The organism is Lysinibacillus sp. NPDC096418 (assembly GCF_044762775.1).
Lineage (GTDB): Bacteria > Bacillota > Bacilli > Bacillales_A > Planococcaceae > Lysinibacillus.
Genome location: NZ_JBIWEY010000047.1, coordinates 1 through 22,590, shown reverse-complemented (window position 1 = coordinate 22,590; position 22,590 = coordinate 1). Strand labels below are relative to the sequence as shown.

Genomic DNA, 22,590 nt, shown 5'->3' with positions numbered 1-22,590 from the left:
CATTTTGTTATCGCCAAACATACATATAATAATCTTCTAAATTAGGTTCAAGCGGTCTGCTATCAATACCATCATAAGCTTCACCTGCATAACGCACGCGGATAAGTTCCGTTTCTTGCTTTCTGCGTATGATTTGCCTTGCTGTACTTAACTCCTCAAAAATCGTTTGTTCAACAACAGTTTCCCAAATCTTTCCGGCAACGCTGGAAACCATTAAATTAATTTCACCCGACTGCAATATTTCACCACTTTTAATTACAATCAGATTGTTTGCAATCGCTTCAATATCAGAAACGATATGAGTGGATAAAATCACAATTTTATCTTTTGACATGCTACTTATAATGTTAGCAAATCGGATTCTTTCCTTTGGATCCAGTCCAGCTGTTGGCTCATCAAGGATCAATATTTTCGGGTCATTCAGAATGGCTTGGGCAATTCCAATTCTTCTTTTCATACCGCCGGAAAAAGCACTCACTTTTTTATTTGCTACTTCCGAAAGATTAACAAATTCAAGTACTTGAGGGATTTTTTGTTTTAAAACCTCTGGCGTAATACCTTTCAATGCGCCCATATACTCCAAAAAATCTTTTGCAGTAAAGCTTGGATAAACATTGAAATCCTGAGGCATATATCCGATTTTCTCTCGATATTTTTCGTCCAATTCTATAATGTCGGATCCATTAAACTGAATACTTCCTTTAGATGCAAAATCAACAGTAGTTAAAATACGCATTAAGGTACTTTTGCCTGCTCCATTTTCACCAAGCAATCCGTACGTGCCACATCTTAATGTGAGATTAATATTTTTAAGTGCTTCTTTATTTCTATAAAATTTATAGAGATTTTGGATTTTAAGCTCCATTTAAACCCTCCATTCCAATAATTCATGAGGAAAATAAAAAATATCCCCTCTTGATAAAATCATTCTATCAAGAGGGGATAGCTAAAGTTTTCATATCAGATGGATATTTTATTAAGATTTTCTGTAGATATTATAAATTTATTTGGCGTGACTTGTACTTGGCATTTCAATTACTATTGTGGAATGACTTTGATCACTAGATGCGTATATCGTACCGCCATGCAATGTTATAATATCTTTTGCAATGGCTAATCCTAAACCTGCGCCACCAGTAGCACTTTGTCTTGCGTCATCTAATCTACTGAATTTGTCAAATATAGTATCTAGCTTGTCTTGTGGTATCATTCCTTGATTTCTAAAACGAATCTCAACGTTATTTTCTTTAGATTCAGCGGATATTTCAATTACGCTATTATTTGTACTATATGCAATAGCATTTTTGAGAAGGTTATTGAATACCCTCGCCATTTTTTCTGAATCTGCATTTAAAAGTAAATCTTGAGGTGTATTAAGTGTAACTTCTTTTTCACTGGCGGTAAGCTGTGGATAAGCCTCATCCGCAATCTGAACGAGCATATATGATAAATCGATCTGCTCTATATTTAAAAGAACAGAATTTAAATTGTACCGAGCAATTTCAAAAAATTCATTGATTAATTTTTCTAAACGATATGCTTTTTTTAAAGTAATATTTACATACTTAGCTTTCTGTTCTATAGGCATATCTGGTGTTTCGTCAAGTAAGCCTAAGTATCCAATAACCGAAGTTAATGGTGTTTTAATATCATGTGCCAAAAACATAACTAATTCGTTTTTCCGTGCTTCAAGTTCAGATTCTGCTTGTTCACTTTTCTCTAAATCTGACTTAATTTGATTCAGAGTATCTTCCATAAAACGAAGTTCCGGCGACATAGAGATTTTTTGTTCCCTGTTTGCAATACCATTTACTCCGGCAATCATTTCATCAAAATATTTTGTAAACCAAGACAAAAACACTTTATAAAAAATAGCAAATAGTATAATAATTGTACCGACTATAATGATGTCAATATTACTGCGGAATTTTTGGAAATACATTAGCCGTGCGGATTCCAAATCTACATCGTAAATATAGCGAATAATATTTGTAATAATATCTCCAATTTCGCCCTGTCCGATCGAGCGAATAAAAAACACAATAACAGTGGCAATGATAAATAAACCAAGCGTTTGTAAAAATATTTTATCTATAAGTTTTTTATATGTTTTTTTGCTTGTTTTAATGTTTCTCAAGTTTATAGCCCACCCCCCATACCGTCTTTATATATTTTGGTTTTTCTACTGAGTCGCCTAGTTTCTCTCGCAAATGTCTAATATGAGTTGTAATTGTATTGTTATTCTTATTAAAGTATTTATCACCCCAAATTCTATGACAAAGTTTCTCTGAGCTAACAACATTCCCATTTTCTTCGCATAAAATCTGTAAAATCAAAAATTCTGTTGGTGTTAGAGTAATCGGAACTCCAGCTAACGTAACTTCGTGTGAGTTAACATTAATAATAAGATCACGGTGAATTAATAAATTGCTTGTTTCTCCCATGTCTGCATTATATTTTGTGTATCTGCGGAGCTGTGCTTTAACACGCGCCACGACTTCAAGTGGTCTGAAAGGCTTTGTAATATAATCATCTGCCCCGAAGGTAAGCCCTATAATTTTGTCGCTTTCTCCATCTTTTGCCGTTAACATAAGAATTGGGAAATAGTGATTTTTGCGAATTTCTTGGCACATGGAAAAGCCATCCCCATCCGGTAACATAACATCCAAAATTGCCAAATCTATTTTGGTTTCATGAAGACATTTCATTGCTTCTGTTGCGTAGTAAAATTTATATACAGTATAGTTTTCGTTTGTAAGATATATTTCAAGTAAATCCGCAATTTCCCTCTCATCATCAACAAGTAATATATTCTTTGGCATAACATGTCCTCCTTACATAATTCCTTGATATTCATTTTACAGAATTTTTTCCTGATAAGCTTGGTTTTAAGATTGATATATTATTGATACTTTCTCAAGATTCTAATTATCATAAGAAAAACCACGGAAAATTTAAGTAACATTATTACTTCTACACGTACTCTATATTTATCCTGAAAAAAGAACATGATCAAAAGAACTACTGGGAATTTTATAAACGGTATTTGTTGTCACTTTAGGAGATAAATCGCACCTATTTTAAGTGCTATTTTGCACCCAATCATTCAAATAAACGTTTTAACTTTGTTATAAATACAAATATAAAGAGTGTATTTTGAAGAAACTTTGTTCAAAATACTCTCTTATTTAATCCACTATTTTTTTGTAAAAGTATGGTTGGTTAATTTTATGCTCCTTATTCCACTAACGCCTTCGTTAGTTTAAGTACATTCTTTCACAAACTTATTATCACTTTGATTTACTGAAATAACTCAAATAAAAAGAAGCGTTCCCTCCTCTGAAAGAAACGCCCCTTTCGAAAAAATATATTTAATCAAACGTTTGGCATTGTTTTTGGCTTTCTTCTTGCGAAATATGTTTCTTTATTTTTACGTTTGTCACTTGTAATCCTGTTAGATTAGAATCCCTTACAGAAAAAGTAAGTTTATCATAATCTCCACCGTGGTGTCCTGAATAGTTTAATGCACTGCCAAAAATGAGATGTCTCCTAGGATCTCCATCAATGGATTCAATTTTGATTTTTGGACACATAAAAAATTCCGAATAAGATGGGCCCAAATAGTATAAGTAACGTGTAAACACGGCTTGTTCAAGTAACTCTTCTTTAGTAAATCCATTCACTTCTTTTCTCCACCCTACCAAGAGCCAATCATAAAGAGGTTGTGACTTAAAACGCACTTTTTGTCTATTTTCCGAAACGATTAATTCCCCTTCTTTAGCCGTGCAGGTTTTGCGTTTATTGTCAACTACACAAGTATAAGCGGGTTCAATGGTGATCACTTCATCATTTGCCATTTTTAACATCAATTTATTGGATGGATTATCTAAAGATACCTCGATTGTTCCATTTACTTGGCTAGAGTTATTAAGCCAGTAAACCACTTTTCTGAGTACACGCTCTTGAAAACCATCATTGAGACTAAATACCCGCTGAAGTCCAGAATTATTTTCAACTTTAATATTTTGAACATCATTATGCTCTAATGAATGCGACATCAATTGTTCCAAAAAAGTTTGATTGGTATTCTTCGCAAAAACGACAGTATTATTTACGAGAAATAGAATACAAAAAAGGACGTAGAATTTTTTCTTCAATAAAGCCCACCTATCTTTTTTATTAGTATCTTTCCCGAATATTCTTCAACTATCCTGCGCTGTTAGTTGAAGAAACGCCCCAAAAGCGTGTTTGGGGACATTCTGATTATAAGCAGCAAAAAACAAACACCACATTCAAATGAATGTGGTGTTTTACTCTCTAACTTTGATTTGAGAACGTTATTTGTATGCTTTATAAATCTTTTCTGCACTAAAACACTAGATGGTTTAATAACACATTATTCATAGGTATAAATTCAATTGATTTTGCTTGATACATTTTATCTTTGAATTTATAGGTAATTTGAATATCCCCTATATATCCTCCTACTGGAGAGATTTGTCCTCCGAGTTTTGCAATAAGTTGATTGTCTTTTATTTCAAAGTTGATAAGATTACCAAAGTATATCTCATCAAATAAATGTCCAGGTTGGATACCCGAAGGTTTAATATCAATTGTATATTTTTTGTCACCAATACTGACACTTGCTTTGTTTGGTGTTAACTCGGTCTTTACGTGTTTTAATAATATCGCTAATGGTTCATCAATAGGTACTTCAACTGGTATCACACTCTGTGTTTTATCGGATTTTGGGTGTTGTATTTGAAAAACGTGAACTTCACGTTCTAAAACACCAGTACCAGTATCTTTAGTCAAAATTATAACTAGCTCTTTCTTTCCATCTTGACTGATATCCTCATAGATAATTTCAGGAGACCAAGTAGGACTTGTTGTGTTTATCCAATAAGGTTTTGAGAGGATGCTACCTTGAAAATCGATTATAAAATCTGTATATAATCCATTCATCTTTTTTGCATAAATGGTAACTCCCACTTTATCAGACTTAGCAATTTCATCATAGTCATTTGTCGTAGCTATCGCCTTCGATAAAACAGTAAAAAGAGAAATAGCAATAATTAAAATAAGAATTTTTTTCATAAGAAAACACCTCATTTTAGTGTTCTCAAAATTATACTGTCTATTCCACTAATTTGCTAAGTTAGTTGAGGTAAAAACCTTACCAAAGCGCACTTTGGTACCGCCATTCAGAACAAGTGAATCGAACAGTCTTCTTTAAAATTATTTTTCGCAGCATCTCAGAGTGTTATTTTCTATAAAAAACAGCGACAAACACTGATTTAACAGTGTTTGAAATGTTACCAAGCTGTCGTTTGGTAATCTTTCATAAAAAGTTGTTATTCCACAATCTGGCCCTTTAATGAAAAAAGCACTTTCCTTATTCCAGGAAAGCGCCCGATTGTGGAAGATCGTTATTGAACTAAAGCACTCCGTTAGTTGAAGAAGGAAACAGCGTAACTCCTTCTTAACTCCTGTTAGTTGAAGTTTCATTAAAACTACCAAGCTAAATCATTTAAGAATGTAAGAATATCTTTGTTCACGTCGTTAATGTCAGTACCTATTGTCATTAAATGTTTAGAGTTCGGATACCCTTTTATTTTTTTTGATTCGTTGCAACGCTTTGAAAAATTACCTCTGCACTCTCTTTATACAATAGTTCATCTAATTCACCATATAATATACGAATTGGTGAGGTTATAAGCGCTAATTTATTCATCGTTATATTAATCAGCTGTTGGAACTCAACTAATGAATCGATAGACATATTTTGAAAACGTTTCATTTCTAAATTTATTTGTTCTTCATTTTTCGCTTCAAGTTGTTTGTATACTTTTGCATAATGAAAAACACGCTTTTGTAGAAAAGTAGCTTCCCTATTTATTGGTACTGACATTGTCACAACACCATTTATCTCTAACTCTTGACCAACTTTTAATGCAAATACACCACCAAGAGAAAGACCAATCACAGCTATTTTTTCAAAACCTTCATCCTTCAACAACTGGTAACCGTTTAGTACATCTTGCCACCAATCTGATGGTCTGTATGTGAGAAGTTCTTCTGCTGTTAAACCGTGTCCACTGTATAATGGTGCATAGCAAGAATAATCGTTCTTTTGTAAATACTTCCCTAACTTTTTCATATCAATAGTATTGCTTGTAAAAGAATGTAATAGTAAAACGGCCTTATCTCCACCTTTATAGAAAAAAGGCTTAGGGGGTACTATTTTCATCATTATTTTAAATACCTCACTAGCATATTCTTAGGCTTAATTAAATAGCTGAACATCGAATTTTTATAATTCCTTTAAAGTATATCATCCAATTGTTATTTAACTAAACTGCATCGTTAGTTCAATAAGAAAAAAAGAGCTGCTTATGCAACTCAATGATCTTCAAGTAAAGCGTCCGATTGTTGAATATCGAAAAACACAAAAGCTGTAAAATAGTTTCTCAGTTATTTTGCTGAGGCATAAGTTTAACTGATACAACTCTATAATTTGTGGATTAACTCTTCGTAATTGACGTTCTATATTAACTAAATAACCCCCCCCCCCTATGGTTATATTGAATATTACATAGAGGGGTGTTTCATTGATTATCAATTAACTTCTTTATTAAACTGTTAACCTTATTTTTCTAAAATTTCTTTTAGACGAGCTTCAAGCTTTTCAGCAGTCATAGCACCCCCGCCTAAGCTGATGTATTCATCACCTTTTTTCAATAGAAGTGTAGGATAACTATTAACGTTAAGTTGATGAACCTTTGTAAAGTCAGCATAAGCATCGTTTATAATATCTTTTTCCTTCGTCCGTTCAATAACTAAATCAGGATTAAGATTATGAGCAATAGCTATCTCCCTATAAGTTTCTACAGCACTAAGGCTTTTTCCCTCGTAATAAAAAGCGTGTTGCATCGATGAAGCAAAATACACTGCACGTTCAGGTGCAATAGATCTTAATGCAGAAAACCCAATGGCTGCAACCTCAGAGTCCATAACAAAAGATCCGTTTGCTAGAAGTTCTTGGTAAGCTTCACCATACACTACACCAGTAAGCTGACTTATGCGCTTATTTGCTTCAGGAATGTGAGGGTATTCCTTTATAGGAAGACTTCTATGTCCTACAAATAAACCGCCCGAAACAAGTGTCAGTGGTAATTCTGGGTGGTTTTCGTGCAAAGTACGAATACTTTTGGAAAATCCATAACACCATCCACAGTAAGCATCCCATACATATACAAGAGAAGTTTCTTTGTCATTCATACTAAAGGCTCCTTTCGAAAGTATAATATTGTTTTTTACTCAGCGTTCCCCAACTACAGCGAAACGCTCGTTTTTATGTTGTTGATTTTCTATTTCATCAAGTACAGCTAGAGCATAGTCTGCATAACTAATGTAGCTTTCACCTGTTGAATTTAAGATAATTTGATCTTTACCTATTTGGTAAGTACCTTTCTTATTACCTTCTGGGTCAAAAACTCCTCCTGGACTAATGTAAGTCCATTGAATACCACTATTATTTTGAAGATCCTCTAGGTTTTCACCCATATATTTTGCAGTTGGGTAATAAGCTTCTGGAAAACCTGGTGATTCAAATTTTTTCATTGTTTGAGTTTCATCTACATATAAACTTCCTGCACCACCCACTACAATTAATCTAGATTCAGGAGCATCTTGTAGAGCATTAATTAATACTCTACCAGCTTCAACATGTTGCTGTTCTTGTCCATTGGGAGCCTTAAAGGCATTTACCACTACATCAAATTGATTAACATCTTCTTTTTTTAAATCAAATACGTTTTTCTCTAATACCGCCACTTGTTGATGTGATACTTTAGCAGCATCACGTACAATAGCTGTTACTTCATGTCCACGACTAACTGCTTCTTTAAGAATAAAACTTCCTGCTTTACCACTTGCTCCGATAATACCGATTTTCATGTTAATCCCTCCAATTAAATAGTTAGTCTTTGAGGTTCATTGAGCCTGATAATCATATAGAATATAAAAATCTAACCAATAATCTGTAGCATTTTAGAAAATTTTAGCTAAATCTTTAGCACGGGAAATAGCATCTTCCTTAATCTCTAATGCTCTTTCAGGAGACTTATTATGCCCCTCAACGAAAAGCCCTTCAAAAGATGAAACGCCAAAGAAATTCATCATTACTTGAAGATGGCGATGACCCATTTCAAGTTCTGCGGCTGGACCTTCAGAGTAAAAACCACCTCGTGCCTGTATGTGCAATGCTTTTTTGTCTGTTAGCAATCCTATTGGCTGCCCATTTTCTGTATACCTGAATGATTTACCTGCTACAGAAACTGCATCTAAGTAAGCTTTCATAACTGGAGGGTATGAAAAATTCCAAAATGGAGTAACAAAAACAAACTTGTCAGCCGAAATAAACTGTTCGTTTATTTCACTAAGGCGAGTTACTTTTAATTTTTCTTGTTCTGAAAGCTCTTCAAAGTTAGACCCTGATCTAAGTTTTCCCCAACCACTGAAAACATCTGCATCGATTTGAGGAATGTTTTCTTCATATAAATCAATATGGATAACTTGATCTTTAGGATTATGTTCCTTATACGTATCAATAAAAGCTTTTCCTGTCGCCATACTGTAAGATTTTGATTCATCATGTGGATGTGCTGTGATATATAGTACTGTTGTCATTTTGTTGTACTTCCTTTCTTCCTAAACATAGTAATGTTTTTTTCACAATATAAAGGGGTGATGAAGGTGTAACAGTTATTGTTACCGCCCCTCCTGTAACGATTATAGTTACAACTAATTCAAAAGTCAACACTATTTTTATGACTTAAATTCTTTCTGGATAATTATTTGGATATAATCTAATTTATTGACAAATAGATATATGTAACTAAAATAATTACAAGAGGGGGGATTTGCATGATAAATACACGTCTTTCTGTAGCGATCCATATATTATCATTAATTTCTACAGACTCAACATTATCTTCTGAGAAGATTGCCAGCAGTGTTAGTACAAACCCTGTTGTCATAAGACGAATAAGTAGTGACTTAAAAAAAGCTGGAATACTTACTTCTAAAGTTGGGGTATCAGGATCTTCCTTAACTCGAAATCCAAGTAACATCACTTTGTTCGATATTTATAAAGCAGTTCATCTAGAAAAAGAGTTGTTTCCTATTCACAACAATCCTAATCCGGATTGCCATGTAGGTAAAAAAATTCAACATACATTAAATTTAACCTTCGATAGTGTGCAAACTGCAATGGAAAACGAGTTAAAGAATAAAACTCTTCAAGATGTTATGAATCATCTCAATGAATAGGGGTGATTTTTTTATTAGTTATTTTCAGAGTTATTTTGGCAGAAGTTTTGACATTTATACGGGTTCGCTGGAGGTAAAGATTATTTTAATTTGTGTGAAGGAATATACTTAGAGTAACGGGCATTTAATAGTCTACATAAGCAGTTGATTATAATTTAAAATCACTTTAAAGAGACTTGCTACTTGTAGAAATGTAGCAAGTCTCTTAGCCTTCTTAATAAAAATTCAAAAACTTTATTATTTCTATACATCAAATCAAGTTTGGTATCTGACTTAAAACAACAATTATTATGTGCAACATTTTATTGAACTAACTAGTAATACAACTAAAATTAATTAATCCTTCTACATAATCTAATCTTCACTTTAACATAAATATCCATTCCGTTTTTTAAAAGATTGTTCCACAATATGGCCCTTTAATGAAAACAAGCGCTAATCCTTGTTACAGAATCGCGCCCGTTAATTAAACATTTGTTACCTTGTTCATTCTAAAACAAATCCAAAATGTAAGGGTATATGTATTGTAAAGTCAGAATAAAAAGAGCAATCAAGCCTATTGTGGATATTAAAAACACCCAAACTTTTTTTATCCTTAACTGTACAAAAGCAGATACAAACACAAGAATATTAAAAATCACAATCATTGAAACCCAAACCCCATAAGTTTGATCTGGGTCTGGTGAAGCAATGCTAAATGCTGGGCCTAAACCAATAAGAGTTACTAATATGAATATCAATCCGTGTACCAAATATACTGCTGCCTTAAACAATTAAACCACCTGCTCTCTCCAGTCTCGATTGTTAGTTAAACAATCCTCACTCCCTTAAATGGCCCTTCCCCCGTTAATTGAAGAAAACACTTTTAAAATATTAGCGATTTTCTTTAACCAATTTCAATTAGACCTGCCATTAAAATACCCATAATCACCAAATATAACAATAATAGTATACAAATTATGAAAATTACATAAGCAACAAATTTCCATATTCCTTTCGGGGCTTTTATAGCCAGAAATAATCCTAAAAGAATTCCTAAAGTTTCTATCTTCCAATCGTTTGGTAGAAAAAACAATGTAATAATAAGTATTATTACTGAAACTAAACCTAAATACTTTTTCATTATTTTCACTCCCACAACAATTTTCCATTTCAAAGAGTAACGAAATTAATTGGTATGAGTTCAAAAAAATTGAAGTATAACCTTCCCAATGCGGGATTTGGGGACATTTTTAAATTAACGTTATAAATCCTTATAAACCCTAATAAGTAATTTTTTTATTTTTAAGTTCTAAAAGTATAGGTGCTATATTTAGTAAGATAGAAACAATTGTCAGAAACCAAAACGCCTTATTCATATTAGGTACTTCCCTTAAAGCCGACCAATCTTCGCCTTGTATCCAATTAGATACAAGGCTATGTTCTGCACAGAGTGTCAAAGCTGTAAATGATAACCCCATTGCCATTGCCAATTTATAATCTTTGCCTGTTCCATACATATAAAGATTTATAAAAGTTGCTACTATTGCAATAAGACCTAATATTAACCACATAATGATGCCTCCATTATACTTTCATTTCTCAGTATAGACGTAAATTGTAATTATATGGTTCCTGAACCCTCGTTTGGTAACATATCTTAAAAAATTGTTTTTCAATAATATGGCCCTATAACAGAAAAGACACGCACTTTTACATGGGTGTCTTGAATTACTAAGAGTTTAATTTTAAAAGTATTTACTGTAATAATCTTGTCTTAGTTTTCCGCTTAACTGAGCATATATCTTTGTAGTCTCACTCTTTTCATGCCCAAGTAAACTTTGGATGACATCTATTGGCGCACCGTTATTAATCATATGCGTTGCATAGCTGTGTCGTAATTGATGCGGATGTATACTCTTTTTTATTCCAGCCCGATTTGATACGCGCTTAATAATATATCTTAAATTATCAATGCTCATACGCCTTTTAGGCTTTCTGTCCGTAATAAACAAACAAGGATCTTCATCCTCCCGTTCATCTAAATACCTTTTTAACCAAATGGAGCAGCGAGTATTAAAGTATACTTCTCTTTCTTTATCACCTTTCCCTTGTACAATGACGGAATTTGTTCGAAAATCAATATCATCACGATTTAATTTTACTACCTTCCCAATGCGGCAGCCGGTTGAATACATAAATTCAAATAGCGCATTTTCCATCGTTGTTTGACAAGCTTCCCTTAGATGTTCAATCTCTAATTCTGAGAGAAACTTAGGAATTCTTTTACCTAATTTCGGCTCTTTCAATTTAGCAGCAGGATTTTTCAGAATATATCCCTCTTCATGTGACCATCTAAATAGTGATTTAACACAACGAATCCTATGCCCTAAACTAGAAGGCTTTAAGTGATTTCCTGATTGTATTAAGTATTCTTTTAATTTTTCTGTACTAAATACGTTCATATCAATATCACCAAAAAACCGCAATAAAAGATTGTATTGAAAACAATATGTTTTTAATGTAAGTGTTGAATACCCCTCGATTTTTTTATCTTGTTGGTATTTTTTCCACGCTTCGGATAATAACATTTATCTTTCACTCTCCTATTAAGGTTAAATCTAGTATTCTATTATGTTCAGAGAGAGGCTTTTTCATACAGTGATTATTCAATAAGCTAAGATATTGATAATTTCCGAAGTCTTTTTAACCAGAAAATTTGAAAAGGGGCCTTCCCCTTTTTCCAGGAAAGCGCCCGATTGTGGAACATTTTTAATCTACAGGAACTTTTGTAATTAAGTCTCTACATTAACTTTGAAATAAACATTGTTGCAATACCAAAGTAAATTAGTAATGATAGGATATCATTTAGTGTTGTAATTAATGGACCAGACGCCACTGCTGGATCGATTTTAAATTTATATAAGATTAAAGGAATAATGGTCCCAGCTAAAGTCCCAATAATTAGAGTCACAACTAATGAACTTCCAACAACTAAACCTAAAACCGGATTTCCTTGCCAAATATAGGCTATAATCGAGATTAATATTCCACAGGTAATGCCTATAATCAATCCAACTTTAAGTTCTCTAATAATAAGTTTAAAAACTACTCCTTTATTAGTATCGGTAGTAATTAGACCTCTTACAACAACAGCTAATGATTGAGTACCTGTATTTCCAGTCATCCCAGCAATCATAGGCATAAAGAAGGCAAGTGCGACAACTTTGGATAATGTTTCCTCAAAACCGCTAATAATGGTTCCTGAAATTAATCCGATAAATAAAAGTAAAATAAGCCAAGGAAGTCGGCGATACGCAGCCACGTGTGCTTTCGTGTCAAAATCAATGGCTTTACCAGATGCCGAAAGTTTTTCAATATCTTCGTTTGCTTCCTTGATAACAACGTCAATAATATCGTCAACTGTTACAATTCCTACTAATTCATTATTTTTTTCAACAACAGGAATTGATAAAAAATCATAACGCTCTATTACACGAGCTACTTCTTCTTGATCCGTTTCAGCAGAAACGAAGATCACTCTGCTATACATAATATCCTGAATCTTTTCAAATTCATCACTTATTATTAAATCTCGATAGGATACAACACCAACTAATTTTTTATCATTATCAATTACATATAAATAGTTAATCGTTTCTGAGAATTCTGCAAATATTTTAAGTTTATCAACTGATTCTCGAATTGTATAGTGTTGGGGAATCCACACAAAACGGTTTGTCATTATTCGTCCTGCCGTTTCAGGAGGATAGTTCATGATATTTTGAACAATTTTTGATTCTTCTTGCTTCATACCTGAAAGAAGTTCTTCAATTTTATCAGGAGATAGGTTTTCTAACAATGAAGCTAAATCATCATTATCCATTAAATCCATTACCTGCCCTGATTTTTCGATCCCTAATTTATTAAGAACTTTTAATTGATGTACTTTTTCAAGCTCTTGAATGAGTTCAGCGATTTGTTCAGGAGTAAGAAACAATAAGAAACGTGTATGATGTTTTTCTGGTAACCCCTCAAAAATTCGTGCAATATCATAAGGTTGGAGTTCCTTTAATATTACTTGGAATTCTTTCTGTTTTCCTTCTTTTAGTGCCTTAATAATTTGAAGCGTTATTTGGTCTTCTGGCATGTTTTTAATCATTTTAACAACCACTCCTTCATTGAGGAACAAAAGAATATTCCCCCAACGATAAAACAATGTTAAGAAAGATAATTTAAAATTCCTCATGGATATTCTGTGTATTTAGTTCATTTTTATAATACTTCGAGTCTGGTTCTGAATAGTTATCCATTTTCCTCACCTCACATAAAAATAAAACACCTTCATAACGAATGAAGGTGTTTACACGGTACTATATACGTACATTGATTGCACAACAAATAAATTGCAGCAAATCTACTCCTCCATTCGTAGAGCTTTAGCACTGTGTGGCATAGGACAAAGCCAGCTACATTAAAAACCACCTTATGTCGATGGTTTCTGTTGACCCATTGGCGTCTTTCGACATTTCTGGGCAGTAGCATATCTCCTACACAGGAGCCTCACCTAACGAGGATATTTAATTTACAAATTCACTCTAAAAGAATATCTTTTAGAAGTCAATGTTTTTTTCAGAATTTTATATTGACACCCTAGTATCTCTTTCTCAAGTAACCTTCTAATTAATTGCATTTTGATTCACTTTTTTATAATTCTGTCTCCTATTCAAGAATATGGCCCTTTAATGAAAAAAGCACTTTCCTTATTCCAGGAAAGCGCCCGATTATTGAAGATCGTTATTGAACTAAAGCCCCTCGTTAGTTGAAGAAGAAAAGTAAAGTCTATTCAACAATTGCGCTCGTTTGTTTAAGATTTTCTTGATTACCTAATTCCACTTCATGAGAAGATTGCTTATATCCCAATTTACCCTTTGTAAAAATCAGAATTATCAAAGCGAAAAGACCTAATCCTAGACAAACAGATAAATCAGATTCTTTCAAAGCAGGGTTAGTAAAATGAGGTTGTATAAAACTAAAAGTATTCAAACTAGCGTGAACCAACATAACAATAAACAAATTTCCTTGTTTGGAGTTGAACACCCAAGTTAAAATGATGGAAGCAGCTAGGCATAGCACAATAAAAATAGGTAAATCGTAATAAAGAAGAGAAATGTTTGAACCCGGACCACCTCTTTGTGCTGCGGTTAAAAAATGAGGTAAATGCCAAAACGCCCAAAGAATTCCGAGCAATAGCGTTGCTTTTAATGATCCAAACTTAGATTGCATTCGTGGTAAAGCAAAACCACGCCAACCGATTTCTTCTGGAAACGGGCCACCAAAGAAGAAGACTACAATAAGATAAATCGGGTATGTTGCGTAAAATTGCGTTGTAAGCCCTTTAGAAGTTGGAATCCCTCCGTTTAACATTACAAATCCCAAATATATCACAGTAGGAATGACGATAAGTGCAAAGAAGTACCATTTTAAACCTACTTTAAGTTTCCATATTCCTTTTGTAAAAACTCTCCAAGCTCCTTTTCCTTCGAGAGTCCGAATCATAATATATGTAGCTAACATAGGACCAACGAAAGCATTAAGTCCAAAGAAAACATCAAAAATTTTAGCTTTGGGGATGATATTCCATTGAGATAAGATAAATGGAATTAATACAATCCACGAAAATAAATATGCCATAACAAAGAATGAAGTTAATGGATGAAATTTTAAAATCTCTTTTAGATTTCTTGAGGTACTTTTTGATTCTGTTAAAGGTTTCAGTACAAACCACTCCCTCGATTATAAAAGACTTTGATAGGTATAATATTGGTTTTTTGATCAATAACACCTCGTAAACCCATATTTCAGGTTAACTGTCTCCCTCATACTAAGATATGTTTAAAAAGCATAGATATTACCTCCTTGTTCAACTAAACTGCACCGTTAGTTTAAGTACATTTATTCACAAGCAGATAACTGACTTTACGATTTGTTGAACGATAATATAGTGTTAAATTTCACTATAATAAACAAGGGCCTTACTACATTTGAATATGTAATAAGGCTTTTAAAAGTTGTTTAAAATTGATTTGATGTAACTTATTTTATTCACTTAAAAGTATAATAAAGGTATTTTGTTCTAATTAAATAATCGTACATCTACTTAATGATATGGTTCACCGTAACGTATTAATGAACAGGACTAATAAAAATGCTATTTCCCTTTTTAGTATTTCTAATATACAAAATCTTCACCTTTTCTGGATTAGAAAATAACGGATAAATAGGACTGCTTAAGGACAGAATAAGCATAATCTCTCTTGTAAACCTACTAAAACTTCTTCTGGCACTTCTTTGACTTTGATATCTTCACCTAAAAAAAGTATCCAATTTGTTATTTCGGTCAATTCTTCCGAATTATTAACATGGATAAAAGTCTTCAGAATGGCTGTCGTTTGGTAAGTATTCGTATAGGAAATTGACGCTTTTAAAGGATGGTATTTTTTGAACTGGGCAATCGCCTTAGGACCAAGTTCAAGAACAAGATTGATTACTTCCTCCCGCTTACTTAGTTTTTCCAAAACCTTTTTCTTACTTAATCTTTTATTCGTAGGGTATGGTTCGACATTAGTGAGATTGTCCACGGAGAAAATTTGTCTCTTTTCTTCTTTTAAGTCAAAGCCTTCAATCAACCAAAGACTTTTTTCACGGTAAAGGTGCATGAGATAAATGGGATAAGACTTTATTACCTTCTCTTCTTTAATGGTAATCAATAAATAGCTATCCAAAAGAAGGAGTTGGATAAGTTTTTCTAACATCGGATGGGGAAGGTCGGACAGATCAAGCAGGTCGGGATTATTAGGATTGGTCCCTTCAAAAAGCAAGACTTGATTTAAAAAAACAAGGTCCTCTTGCTGTTTTTTTGAAATAAGACCTAGTAACTTCTCAGCTAAAGACTGACGGCTCTTTAGATAGGGGAGTTGTTGGTTTCTTGTGGCCATAAAGGCGATAAAAAGAGCTTTAATCTCATCATCAGTAAAGCGAACAGTGGACAGGACAGAGTTGTTCATGACAAAATACCCCCCATTCCTTCCAACTTCAGCGACAAGCGGCATCCCCATAGCTTCAATTTCCCTTATATCTCTAATAGCTGTCGAGCGAGAGATGTTAAATTCCCGCATAATTTGAGAAATTGTAAAGTGGGCGCGGTTATTGATATACCGCATGATAATATTAATCCGTTCAACCTTTTTCATCGGTGCCTCCTAAATAGTATCATTTTTTGACATGATTAAAAGCTATTATAAACCCATCAGGTGCAAAGATAAATCATTTGATTCAATATTAAAAAAGGTAGGTTTTGAATATGACAAATTATGTATTAGAAGAAAAAGAAAGCTTTACCGTTTTAGGTTTTGGAATTGAGCTTACGAGTGATTACACAGACTACGCTGGCATTAACAAGGAAAAAGTAGACTTTTGGCAGGCAGTCAAACAAGATGGAAGGCTTGACACTTTAAAATCCGTAGCCATAAATGACTACATTTTTGCCGTAAACGAAGCAGTGAATAACAAGATGATGCATTATGCTGGCGTCATGACAGAAACAACATTGGTACGGGAGGAGTCCAGAGTCATACAATTCCCCAAAGGAGAATACCTAGTTGTTAAAGGCGAAGCGAAAACGGCTAATGAGTTGAGTAATATGCTTACTAGCATTGCCTTTGGTCAATGCTTGCCAGAAGTAAAGGACTTTGCCTATGTTGGCGGCCCAAATGCAACGGTTGAGATGGGGCAGCGAAATGGCTTAGTATATGGTGAAATGTGGATTCCTGTTGTTAAAAAATAAAAAGATAAAAGCAGGCATGGAAATGTCTTATATCGTTGACTTTAAAAACGTGTCTACGATTGGTTTAGAGTCTTCACCAGTAGCAGAAGTGCTTGCTGGATTACGTGCTAATGAAGCTCGTTATTTTATGAACAAATATAAACATGAATTTACGGTCGTGCCATCTAGTGAAAGCCAGGATACCCTTGATTATGTGAACCGAATTTTGAAAGGAGAACGTGATATTGAGTTTGCTGCCAAACCTTTAGAAACGTCACGTTTTCAAGTGGAGAATATCAAATGGGCATTCGTCTTTTTTGAGGATGGTCTTGGGGTCAACGTCATGTATACGGTGAATGATCCTAAAAAGCGGGCAGTTGGTTTTAAGCTTTCTGAGGGGATGGAGGTACCAAAGGAGTTAGAAGGAAAGTTTAAATTTGCTAGACGGAAGTCTAAACTAGCTGGAACAATTCGAGGCTCGTTTTTTGTAATTAAAGGAGAATATTAAAGTAAGAAAATGCGCAATCGAAGGAATCATCCATTATTTGTATTTGTTCATTCTTTTTCTTCATTTTTCACTTCTTCTCTAAATTTAGCCATACAAAAACTGCACCTCCAATTTTTAGATGTGTCTAACAATTGGGGTGCAGTTCATGGTTTGGGGACTTTCTGATTATAAGGTTGCACTTAAGCCCCTGTTACTCTAAATATACTTTTTACAAATCTCTTTGTTGTAAAGGGTGTAAAGTTAAATCATCAACAAATACTTCAAGTTCATAACTTGCCATATCACGAGAATCTAAAATGTCTCTAAAATATTCTTCTGCTTGTTCTTTGTATTGTGTTTTTTCAATTCTAACTGTAAAAACTTTTTCTTCTGGACTTAACCCCATAGCATGTACAGTGAGTTCCTCTTTTGCATCATCAAAAATTTGACCAGAAAATATTTCATCAATACTATTTGCAGTCTCTTTCTCTCTAAATTCATCTTGTACGATAAAGAGGATAAATCCGGTAGTTACAACTATACACAATACTATAATTAATTTCTTCAAAAAATCACCTCAAGTTTTAATAGAAATTTAAAATGCTTATTTACCCTCAAATTTATATATTTTAATTGAATTACACTTAATTTAAATTACATTTTATATACTTATAAGGAAATATATTCTTTATCTAAGTTATGCCGTTAGTTGAAGAAAAAAGCATCCAAAGCGTCGTTTGGTAACCTTACATAAAAGAATGTTATTCAGTAATATGCCCTTTAGCTAAAGAAGGCACAATTCTTTTTCAAGAATAGCGCCCGATTGTTGAAGATCGTTATTGAACTAAAGCACCCCGTTCGTATTATAAGGTCAGCCGGAGAAATCTGGTTGACTATTTTTTATTCAATTTATAGATTGATAGTAGCCGGGGTAGAACGGAAGCACCCGTGGGACTCGATCCCGACAACTAACATGTTCACCCTCTACTTGTTAACACATGATTAGGCTGGTTGGGACATAGTGATCCCGTATAACAAGCGAACATATGAATGACAAGTTAGATAGAGGTTACCGGTCAATCCATTACCTAAGGAGGAGATAAACATGAATCCAGTTGTTTGCCTGGATATCGCAAAAGGTGAAAGTCAGGTTCAAATGTTCTTGGATAAAAAATGCCCTATAAAAACAGTGTGAAAGTTGATCATACGGTGGAAGGATTAGAAGAGTTACACTCTTATTTACTAGATTTAGCGCGTCAAACAGGGATGAAACCACCTATTGTTTTAGAAGCGACAGGTCACTATCATGCCCCAGTTGTACAGTTTTTAGAGGCAAGAGAGTACATTGTCATAATCGTAAATCCACTGGTATCTTATCGAGCAAAAAGCTCTAACTTACGAAAAACTAAAACTGATGCCATTGATGCCTATCACTTAGGTGAGCTGTATTACAAAGAGGATTTGGAGCCTCAGAAAAAGCGTGGGATTAAGCTTTTAAACCTTCGACATCTGACAAGGCAACACGAAAACATGACGGGCATTATGGTTCAAACAAAGCTACAATTTCAAGCAATATTAGATCAAGTATTCCCCGAGTATAAAGGAGTTTTTGGAGATTTATACGCTGAGATTTCATTAAGGACTTTACAGTCCTACCCTACATCCGAATCAGTACTAGACGCAGGTGTAGAAGAGATTGCACAATTTATTGATAGGCATTGTAAAGCACGTTCATTTAATTGGGCGCAAGAAAGAGCTAAAGTATTAATCGCAGCTGCAGAACGCAACCCATTTCAGTCAACGCTTTATCAAAGCCTTCTCGTCAGTCTGAATATGTATATTGATTTACTTCAAGCGTACCGCCAACAACTTTCTACGTTAGAGCGTGAGATTGATCAATTGGTGGCACAACTCGAAGAATATGAATTAATCCAGTCACTTCCCGGCGTAGGTGAAAAAATCGCTGCCACGATACTTTCAGAAATTGGGGAAATTGACCGGTTTAATCATCCCAAAAAGTTAGTAGCTTTTGCAGGACTAGATCCCATTGTGTTTGAATCTGGGCGCTTTAAAGGCACAAACAATCACATTACCAAACGTGGCTCAGCTAGGCTTCGGCATATGCTTTACACAGCCGTTCGCTGCTCAATTCGTGATAGTCGTAAAAAGAAAACAACAGATGAGACTATTGCACGAAATAAACGATTACGAGCCTTCTACGAATTGAAACGCGAGGAAGGTAAACCATATAAAGTAGCTATTATAGCTTGTGCTAATAAGCTTTTACACTGGATTTATGCGATTTTAAAAACAAAAACACCGTTCCAAGAAACTATTTAACAACAGCATTTTCAAATAAAACAAAAACTTTCCACATAAAATGAGGAGGGTTATTTGTGTTGAACATTTTTAGTATAACATGAAGTGTTTTTTGATTAAAAATGTTTTTCTTGACATTCTATTAGCTGGTTTAGCTTAATAAGAACGAAACTTGCTAATTAGGTTTAATGTATTCTCCTGTTGAAGCATTAAAGCCCGCTGCTTCGATGTTTGTGTGGTTCATGTTTTTTATAATCCCCTTATATTTTTTAAGTCCATAGTCCAAAAATGTTATTTTTCCAAGATATAAAAACCGTTGTTATACTGCCATTTAAGGGTGATATTACAGACGTTACAGAAATCAACAGTCTGTAAACCTAATTCTGCTTTTTGAGACTTATCAAAGACTGATTAAACTTGACTGACTCTTCCCATTGGGGAAAATGACTTGAATTTTCGAACCAAATGAGTTTTTTAGGCGTTGTTATTGTGTGATAGTAATCCTCTACTAATGAAGAAGAAACATGCTGATCATGACGTCCCTCAAAAAACGTAATAGGGACATCGAAACTCTTATATTCACTAAAATCAATTTCCATGAGCTCTTGCCACAAAAATTGTATAGATTGTAGACTCCCTTTTTCGCGATTGATTAAATCTTTAAACGTGTACTTTGATGAAAAAATGAAATCCTTTACCAATTGATTGTAATTGCTTTTTCCATATAAAGAATGTTTGTATCGAACCACTAATTTAGTAACAAATAATAAATCGTTTAACCAATCTTTTTGAGTCAATGAAAGGTCAATATTTTGTAATCGCTGAACAATCTTGTTTTGATTTCGTTTTTGACTTTCATTCAGAACAAAATCATATTGACACTTCAAACCTTTTTTCATGTTAACTACTTGACCACAACCAAAATAACTATGTACTAGCTGTGGATATTTTTTAATGAAAGTTAAGCCTAGGACACTTCCCCACGAGTGCCCTAAAAGGTAAACTTTTTCTTGTTTAAACGTTTTTAACAAATAATGAATTAAACTGTATAGGTCTTCTATATAAGTTTCAATAGATATTTGTTCATCTTCCGAAAATGTATAGTAAGATTTCCCAGCCCCTCTTTGTTCCCAGACTACAACATTAAACATTTTTCCAAGTTCTGAGTTATATTTATAGATCAGTGGTAAAGCGGCATCACCTGGACCACCATGCAAATACACTAAAAGAGGTAGATTATTATTTTCACCAAAAATGGAAATAAATTGTTTTAAAGAACCTATTTTTATATAGTTTGAGACTTGAGTTTTCATTTTCTTCTCCTACCTTACTATCTCCGTATCGCCCTCGGTCGCCTTTAATAAGTAACCATATTCAGCGTCCTCATTAACAATTGAATCTTAAAGTTTTTTTGTGTAATAGTATCGCTTACCTGTTAGCGGATAATGATTGAGTACAAATTCTTCTGTATAGCCTAGCTTCACATAAAAATCAGGTGCTTGAAAACTAAAAGTATTTAGGGAGGCATATTTGCATCCTCTTTTAATAGCAATCTTCTCAGCTTTACGCATCAACTCCGTACCAATATGCTGTCCACGAAGTTTTTCACTTACCCATAAATACTCTACTTCTAACCAATTTCCATGTGTATCACCAATCAACCCCGCAACTCTATTTCCTTCTTCATCTTCTACAAAAAGACCAATATCTTTTACTAACTTATCTTCAATGTTATCAAGATTGTATTTTAATAATTCTTGAATAATATGTTCTTTTTCTTCTTCAGTGACCTTTTCGGATTCAATGTATTTCATTTTTATTCGACCCCTTTATACGATTTTAATAAGTTTCCTAATACCTTAATTCAGCACTTCTGCCCTTTACTATACCGGCAGGAAATTCCACTAACAATTAAATGCATAACATAGTAAAGCGTGATTCAAGACTTTTTAATTAACTGTTTAAAGAAAAAGCACCTTTTTAAAATTTCCCTGCCGTTTTTCACCTGATACAGCTTTTAATGCTTTTTTTAAAACAAAATAAAAAACTCACCCCCAAGATATTTATCTTGGGGGCGAGTCATATCGCGGTGCCACCCCAGTTCATTTCTGCATTGCTGCAGAAACCTTATCGAGTACGGTTTTGTAAATAACTCACATGCTATACTCTATCTCTTTAACGTGAGAATACGTTGCATCATCATTGTTCCTACAAACAAATCCTATGCACAGCTCAAAGACTTGTTTCAACACATTTCCTATCCCTCTTTTTCAGCTACCAGAGGTCTCTGTAAATAGTACGTATGTTTACTTTTCTTTTCATAGCTTTTTATATGTAATTTTGTAAATTTTATACTATTCCAAACTAAAATTCAATACAAAAAGTATATCACTAATCATTTCTATGACAAATATAGATTTTTTTTCATTTATAGTATGGGTGTTACAGAAATTATTTACTTTATGCATACACAACTATTCATATTGAACTAAACTCCCTCTATAAACATTGATGTATCAACGGTTTCAACCATTTCGTGATGGAGAAAAAATTTTTTCCACTTCATTTATAAACAGTGTTTTGAATTTATAGTTATAATTTACAAGCTAGGAGTACGCTTCGCTAAAACTAATGGAAATCATTAGCT

At 33.6% G+C, this 22,590-nt stretch carries 22 protein-coding genes, 1 pseudogene, 1 riboswitch and 1 other annotated feature; of the genes and pseudogenes, 4 read left to right on the top strand and 19 right to left on the bottom strand.

The window, feature by feature from the left end; genetic code table 11:
- Positions 1-7: 7 nt before the first annotated feature.
- From ACIQZG_RS22515 to ACIQZG_RS22475, 9 genes are all read right to left on the bottom strand, one after another.
- On the bottom strand, positions 8-865 hold the full coding sequence (locus ACIQZG_RS22515) for an ABC transporter ATP-binding protein (RefSeq protein ID WP_402758072.1): 858 nt from the start codon (positions 863-865) through the stop codon (positions 8-10).
- Positions 866-1,003: 138 nt separating this feature from the next.
- On the bottom strand, positions 1,004-2,137 hold the full coding sequence (locus ACIQZG_RS22510) for a sensor histidine kinase (RefSeq protein ID WP_402758071.1): 1,134 nt from the start codon (positions 2,135-2,137) through the stop codon (positions 1,004-1,006).
- Positions 2,124-2,822 carry a VanR-ABDEGLN family response regulator transcription factor gene (gene vanR / locus ACIQZG_RS22505; protein WP_402758069.1) on the bottom strand — a complete coding sequence of 233 codons (699 nt, stop codon included), beginning with the start codon at positions 2,820-2,822 and terminating at the stop codon, positions 2,124-2,126. The genes ACIQZG_RS22510 and vanR overlap by 14 nt, the downstream gene beginning before the upstream one ends.
- A gap of 549 nt (positions 2,823-3,371) precedes the next feature.
- Entirely contained in the window at positions 3,372-4,157 is a 786-nt protein-coding gene (locus tag ACIQZG_RS22500; RefSeq protein ID WP_402758067.1) for a hypothetical protein, read from the bottom strand.
- Positions 4,158-4,368: 211 nt separating this feature from the next.
- Entirely contained in the window at positions 4,369-5,097 is a 729-nt protein-coding gene (locus ACIQZG_RS22495) for a hypothetical protein (RefSeq protein WP_402758065.1), read from the bottom strand.
- A 514-nt stretch (positions 5,098-5,611) separates the two neighbouring features.
- Complete coding sequence (locus ACIQZG_RS22490; RefSeq protein WP_402758063.1) at positions 5,612-6,253, bottom strand: alpha/beta hydrolase; 642 nt, start codon at positions 6,251-6,253, stop codon at positions 5,612-5,614.
- 395 nt (positions 6,254-6,648) lie between these two features.
- Positions 6,649-7,281, bottom strand: a complete 633-nt coding sequence (locus ACIQZG_RS22485) for a DsbA family protein (protein WP_402758062.1) — start codon at positions 7,279-7,281, stop codon at positions 6,649-6,651.
- Between the two features lie 39 nt (positions 7,282-7,320).
- Positions 7,321-7,959 carry an NAD(P)-dependent oxidoreductase gene (locus ACIQZG_RS22480; protein ID WP_402758060.1) on the bottom strand — a complete coding sequence of 213 codons (639 nt, stop codon included), beginning with the start codon at positions 7,957-7,959 and terminating at the stop codon, positions 7,321-7,323.
- A gap of 93 nt (positions 7,960-8,052) precedes the next feature.
- Positions 8,053-8,691 carry an FMN-dependent NADH-azoreductase gene (locus ACIQZG_RS22475; protein ID WP_402758059.1) on the bottom strand — a complete coding sequence of 213 codons (639 nt, stop codon included), beginning with the start codon at positions 8,689-8,691 and terminating at the stop codon, positions 8,053-8,055.
- Positions 8,692-8,928: 237 nt separating this feature from the next.
- Between ACIQZG_RS22475 and ACIQZG_RS22470 the strand changes: the two genes are divergently transcribed.
- Positions 8,929-9,333: an Rrf2 family transcriptional regulator gene (locus tag ACIQZG_RS22470; protein ID WP_402758058.1), complete on the top strand. Its 405-nt coding sequence runs from the start codon at positions 8,929-8,931 to the stop codon at positions 9,331-9,333.
- A 491-nt stretch (positions 9,334-9,824) separates the two neighbouring features.
- Here the strand turns inward: ACIQZG_RS22470 and ACIQZG_RS22465 are convergent, their stop codons facing one another.
- The 7 genes from ACIQZG_RS22465 to ACIQZG_RS22435 form a co-directional block, all read right to left on the bottom strand.
- A complete protein-coding gene (locus ACIQZG_RS22465; RefSeq protein ID WP_402758056.1) occupies positions 9,825-10,106 on the bottom strand; it encodes a hypothetical protein in 282 nt (93 codons plus the stop codon).
- Between the two features lie 113 nt (positions 10,107-10,219).
- Complete coding sequence (locus tag ACIQZG_RS22460; protein WP_402758054.1) at positions 10,220-10,456, bottom strand: hypothetical protein; 237 nt, start codon at positions 10,454-10,456, stop codon at positions 10,220-10,222.
- 139 nt (positions 10,457-10,595) lie between these two features.
- Positions 10,596-10,886, bottom strand: coding sequence for a hypothetical protein (locus tag ACIQZG_RS22455; protein ID WP_402758052.1), 291 nt, complete (start codon positions 10,884-10,886; stop codon positions 10,596-10,598).
- Between the two features lie 174 nt (positions 10,887-11,060).
- Entirely contained in the window at positions 11,061-11,903 is an 843-nt protein-coding gene (gene xerA, locus ACIQZG_RS22450; protein ID WP_402758050.1) for a site-specific tyrosine recombinase/integron integrase, read from the bottom strand.
- A gap of 212 nt (positions 11,904-12,115) precedes the next feature.
- On the bottom strand, positions 12,116-13,474 hold the full coding sequence (mgtE, locus tag ACIQZG_RS22445) for a magnesium transporter (RefSeq protein WP_402758048.1): 1,359 nt from the start codon (positions 13,472-13,474) through the stop codon (positions 12,116-12,118).
- Positions 13,475-13,728: 254 nt separating this feature from the next.
- Positions 13,729-13,894, bottom strand: a riboswitch (M-box (ykoK) riboswitch).
- A gap of 260 nt (positions 13,895-14,154) precedes the next feature.
- Positions 14,155-15,006 (bottom strand): CPBP family intramembrane glutamic endopeptidase, encoded by an 852-nt coding sequence (locus tag ACIQZG_RS22440; RefSeq protein WP_402758047.1) that lies wholly within the window; start codon positions 15,004-15,006, stop codon positions 14,155-14,157.
- A 596-nt stretch (positions 15,007-15,602) separates the two neighbouring features.
- A complete protein-coding gene (locus tag ACIQZG_RS22435) occupies positions 15,603-16,565 on the bottom strand; it encodes a helix-turn-helix transcriptional regulator (protein ID WP_402758046.1) in 963 nt (320 codons plus the stop codon).
- A gap of 110 nt (positions 16,566-16,675) precedes the next feature.
- Between ACIQZG_RS22435 and ACIQZG_RS22430 the strand changes: the two genes are divergently transcribed.
- Complete coding sequence (locus ACIQZG_RS22430) at positions 16,676-17,158, top strand: GyrI-like domain-containing protein (protein ID WP_402758044.1); 483 nt, start codon at positions 16,676-16,678, stop codon at positions 17,156-17,158.
- Between the two features lie 22 nt (positions 17,159-17,180).
- A complete protein-coding gene (locus ACIQZG_RS22425; protein WP_402758090.1) occupies positions 17,181-17,645 on the top strand; it encodes a phage tail protein in 465 nt (154 codons plus the stop codon).
- A gap of 208 nt (positions 17,646-17,853) precedes the next feature.
- Here ACIQZG_RS22425 and ACIQZG_RS22420 read toward each other — a convergent pair whose 3' ends face one another.
- Complete coding sequence (locus tag ACIQZG_RS22420) at positions 17,854-18,192, bottom strand: YolC/YozM family protein (protein ID WP_402758042.1); 339 nt, start codon at positions 18,190-18,192, stop codon at positions 17,854-17,856.
- A 537-nt stretch (positions 18,193-18,729) separates the two neighbouring features.
- On the opposite strand from ACIQZG_RS22420, the pseudogene ACIQZG_RS22415 reads away from it, so the two are divergent.
- Positions 18,730-19,964 (top strand): annotated as a pseudogene (locus ACIQZG_RS22415) (IS110 family RNA-guided transposase).
- A gap of 356 nt (positions 19,965-20,320) precedes the next feature.
- On the opposite strand, the gene ACIQZG_RS22410 reads toward ACIQZG_RS22415, so the two are convergent.
- Positions 20,321-21,256 carry an alpha/beta fold hydrolase gene (locus ACIQZG_RS22410; RefSeq protein ID WP_402758040.1) on the bottom strand — a complete coding sequence of 312 codons (936 nt, stop codon included), beginning with the start codon at positions 21,254-21,256 and terminating at the stop codon, positions 20,321-20,323.
- 87 nt (positions 21,257-21,343) lie between these two features.
- Complete coding sequence (locus tag ACIQZG_RS22405) at positions 21,344-21,757, bottom strand: GNAT family N-acetyltransferase (protein ID WP_402758038.1); 414 nt, start codon at positions 21,755-21,757, stop codon at positions 21,344-21,346.
- Between the two features lie 253 nt (positions 21,758-22,010).
- Positions 22,011-22,274: a binding site (T-box leader), on the bottom strand.
- Positions 22,275-22,590: the final 316 nt, after the last annotated feature.